Below are 4,465 nucleotides of genomic sequence, written 5' to 3' on the forward strand. Positions count from 1 at the left end.
GCGTCAGGACATCGCGGCCTTTGCCGATGGCGCCGTAAACGAAGGCAACGTGGTAAACAGGATCGAAGGGCGAACGATAGGCGTGGCCCTGCAGCGGACCGATCGGGCTCGCCACGGGGAAACTGTTGACGCGCTCAATTAACTTCTCGCGCGCTTGGCGCCAGGCGATCAGCGCCTCGATGGTGATCTGTTTCAGGTTATGTGCTGCGGCAAAGCATCCAACCTGAGGTCCCTTCATGACCGTGCCGTCATCATTGGTGAGCTCGGAGATAACGCCGACGGGTGGCAGCCCGGCTAGTCGGCAAAGATCGATCGCGGCCTCGGTATGGCCTGAGCGCATCAGGACACCGCCGTCATTGGCAATCAACGGAAAGATATGACCTGGCCTTGCAAAGTCGCCGGCCCCGACATTGGGATTGGCGAGCGCGCGACAGGTCGCGGTACGCTCATCGGCCGAGATGCCGGTGGTCAGTCCTGCCTTGTAGTCGATCGACACAGTGAAGGCAGTGGCATGAGCTGAATCGTTGTGGGCTACCATTGGATCGAGCCGCAGCCGCCGCGCGTCTGCCAAAGTCACCGGCGCGCAGACAATTCCGGAGGTGTGGCGCACGATGAAAGCCATCTTCTCTGGCGTGCAGAGCGAAGCGGCTACGATGAGGTCGCCCTCACCTTCGCGATCGTCATCGTCGGTAACGACTACGATCTCGCCGCGAGCAAAGGCTTCCAGTGCTTTAGGGACGGTGTGGAGCATCTCTCACTGCGGCGGCTGCTAGCGCGCCATAATTCTGATACGGCTGAAGAAGGGCAGCTTTAACTCTCAAAGCACCGTCCGTTCAACATCAGATTAAGCATCTGCAACGCCGATCTCCTGCGTTTTTAGACAAGAACGAGCGGAATTTCTCTTGAGTGCAGAACGAAGAGCGGCGGAGGTCCGACCGAGAGGGCTTATTAGCCACCTGTGAAGGTCTGGCTGCGGAGGCGGGCAGAACGGTCACTTTGGTGGCTATTTGCGTCTTGAGCAGCGGCTTCGACACTTGATCCCGCAGCCGGAGCCTTTCGCGCCTATTAGCCAGACCGGCTGTAGCCGTACCGCGGACCAGCACTCACTCTGATGACGCTTCCTTCGCAAAGCGATTTCTTGGTTCCGGTAACCCAAGGTGGCTTCGCAACGTCTTTCGAGCGTAGTCCTTACGAAATAGGCCGCGCCGCTGCAGCTCAGGTACCACCAAGTTTACGAACTCGGCAAGATCGCCCGGAAAGAATGCAGGTACAAGCATGAAGCCATCACAAGCACGGCCGACCAGCCATTCTTCCATGGTGTCTGCGATGGCTTTGGGGGTCCCCGTCATCATGAGGTAACCGCGCGACAGCGCGAAGAGGTTATGGACCTCTCTTAATGTAAGACGCTCTCGCTTCGCCTTCGCATAAATGACCTGCGCATAGCTCTGCACGCCAGTCGGCGCCACGGGAAGGTCCGGAACGGGTTCATCGAGGGAATACTGCGACATGTCGTGACCGAGTCTTTCCGACATCGTTGCCAATGCAGAGCCCGGTATTACCAAGCTTGCGAGATGTGCAAGCTTCTTACGCACCTCTTCCTCTGTTCTCCCCACCACGGTCAAAAGTCCTGGCATGACAGCGCAATGGTCCGGCGGGCGACTGTTGGCAACGACCTGCTCTTTTAGTCCTTGATAGAAGCGCTGCGCCTCGCTCATTTCTTGCTGGACGGTGAATACAACTTCGGCATATTTCGCCGCAAATCTCTGTCCCGCCCCCGAAGATCCAGCCTGGACCACAACCGGCTGTCCTTGCGGCGAGCGCGACGCGCACAGCGGCCCCCGCACCTTGAAGTATTTGCCATTGTGGTTCAGCACGTGAACCTTGGACAGATCGAGATATTGGCCGGTCTCCTTGTTTGCGACCAAACCACCAGCTTCCCAGCTGTCCCAAAGGCCCTGCACGACCTGAAGATATTCGTCGGCAATCTCGTAACGAAGGCCATGATCCGGCAGCTCTCGCCCGAAATTCGCCGCCGCTTCCGGAGAGGCGGTCGTAACAACGTTCCAACCGGCGCGCCCCCCGCTGATTTGATCGACGGAAGCGATCGCGCGAGCGAGATTATAGGGCTCAGTGAAGGTAGATGAGATCGTTGCTACCAGTCCAATCTGCGACGTCTGTACGCTGAGAGCCGCAAGGAGAGTAGCCGGCTCTAGCTTTAGAGCGAAAGATGGCAGGTCGGCCATGGCGCAGACGGGCGCGTCGGCAAAGAACGCAAAATCGAATTTCCCGCGCTCCGCGATTTTGGTGATAGCCAATAGTGCGGAGAAGTCTTCGGCACTCGTGAGCGCCTCCGGAATTCTCCATCCCGCTATATGGTTTCCCGTGGCGGCTACAAAGACGCTCAGATGCATTTGCCTGATTCCGGTGGTTTCCTGTTGGTAGGCGTGCATGTTAAATAGATCTCGATCTGAGTTAGCCTTTTGGAGGGCCGGTCTCAGAGAGCTTCGGAGAACCACGCTGATGCCAAGCTGGGTAGCAGCGGCCTGATTGCTGGCCCTATCGAGCCTCTCGACTTTGTTCGCTTGTCAAAGTCGACCCACCGCGCCGGCATTCTCGACCAATCGGCTATGTTTGCGCCCGGTAACTATACTCTGCTACAGGGCGGCTTCTCGGGGAATTGTCCCATCGTATCGCAGATAAACGACCAAAATTGCATGCCTTAGGTGGATTGCCTCAAATGAGGCGCTGCTGGAGGTCTTATTCCTGCGCATCCATGCTGGGTAGACGAGACCGCCGCGGCCTTAGATTTGAAACGATCGAGCGCGCGCTTGACCTTGCCAGCCGAACCGGCCGACTGCACGTCCTCGATGATGCTCTATCTGTGAACGCGCGTCGCGCGAGGACAATGTCCAACGATGGCGGGTGATAGAAGCTAGCGTCACAGGCGCACAGACCGACAGAGAAGCATGAGGTCGGCCTCCCGTCCCCAGTCTTCGTCGTAGGGGACGAAGACCAGGTTGCGGGGTAGTTCGGGGACGTTATGGACGGTCTCTCATGAGGCAGCTGAGCTGGAGCCGGCTAAACTCGCGTGCTCCGCGTTTTGAGGCACGCAGGTCTACATTGTGGGCGCGTACCTAGACGCGCGGCAACCCTAGATTTTCTCGAAGTGTCGCCCCCTCATAGCGACGCCGGAACAGACCGCGATCCTGAAGACGCGGCACTATGTGCTCCGCGACCTCGGCAAGGTTGTCGGGAAGGTAAGCTGGCAGGATATTAAAGCCGTCGCAGGCGTCCGCCTCGAACCAATCGACCAGCGTCGAGACAATCTCGTCGGGCGTGCCGCTAAGGTTCACCTGCTGCCCCATTCCGAACTCCTGGCACAGCCGACGAACAGTCCAGCCATTTTCGCGCGCACGTCTCACCGTGTTCGTCGCGGTCGAGAACTTCCCTTCGGTGTTTCCAACCTCGGGCACGCGATCGTCCAAGTTGATATCATTTCCCAACAAGTCGCCAAACATTCGCTTGATGGAGGCGAGACTCTGCAGGGGATCGATCAAGGTTTTGAGATACTCAAGCCTATCGCGAGCCTCGGATGAGCTTCGGCCAACGATAATCTGCACACCCGGCAATGATTTGATGTCGTCAGCCTGTCGGCCGAACTTTTCGGCGTGCGCGCGCAAGACCTGGCGCCCGCGGATAGCTTCGGCCATATGCTGAGGAACGGAGTAGACGACATCCGCGAACGCGCCGGCCAAATTGAGCCCGTGCTCTGAAGCGCCAGCTTGGAAGATCACCGGCCGACCCTGCGGCGTACGCGACGCGCCTAGCGGACCGCGCACGTTGAAGAATGTGCCACGATAGTTGAGCACGTGCATCTTCGACTCATCGTAGAAGAGCCCACGTTTCTTGTCGCGCAGGAATGCATCCGCGTCCCAGCTGTTCCATAGCCCGAGGACAACCTGGAGGAATTCGGTGGCGCGCTCATAGCGCTCATCCTTGTCGAAGTGATATTCTCGACTGAAGTTATTTGCCTCTTGCTGGGACCAGGAGGTAACCGCATTCCATCCAGCGCGCCCTCCGCTGATGTGATCGATGGAGGCGAACTTCCGAGCGATATGGTAAGGCTCGTTATAGCTTGTGGAAGCAGTCGCCACGAGGCCGATGTGTTTCGTGCACATTGCAAGGGCCGCCAGCAACGTGATGGGCTCTAGCTCCACGTTGTTGGAGCTGCGCGCGGCAGCCCCTTTTGGATCATCGTATGAGCGGACCGCAAGCGTATCGGCAAGAAACACCGTATCGAACATCGCCTCCTCGGCGATTCGAGCTGCGGTAGCGAAGTGCTGAACCTTCTCGGATGCTGCGGGATCCACATCGGGATGCAACCAAGCTGAAATGTTGTAGCCGAGGCCTCGAATCGAGGCGCCCAGGCGCATTTGCCTTTTGTCTGCCATTTGTCTCTCCAGCC

At 58.3% G+C, this 4,465-nt stretch carries 3 protein-coding genes; all 3 read right to left on the reverse strand.

Annotated features, from left to right (window positions below; genetic code table 11):
* Positions 1–751: 3,4-dihydroxy-2-butanone-4-phosphate synthase (ribB, locus tag IF809_RS37980; RefSeq protein WP_462840032.1), on the reverse strand; the 751-nt coding region annotated here is incomplete at its 3' end.
* Between the two features lie 352 nt (positions 752–1,103).
* Complete coding sequence (locus tag IF809_RS37985) at positions 1,104–2,450, reverse strand: LLM class flavin-dependent oxidoreductase (protein ID WP_441258724.1); 1,347 nt, start codon at positions 2,448–2,450, stop codon at positions 1,104–1,106.
* 684 nt (positions 2,451–3,134) lie between these two features.
* Positions 3,135–4,465 (reverse strand): LLM class flavin-dependent oxidoreductase (locus IF809_RS37990; RefSeq protein ID WP_462840033.1); only part of this gene is annotated, 1,331 nt, incomplete at its 5' end.

This window comes from Bradyrhizobium sp. UFLA06-24 (assembly GCF_054967145.1).

Bases quoted from the DNA above. Each gene is read 5' to 3' on its own strand.
- IF809_RS37985 (WP_441258724.1), bottom strand. From the start codon at position 2,450: ATGCACGCCTACCAACAGGAAACCACCGGAATCAGGCAAATGCATCTG.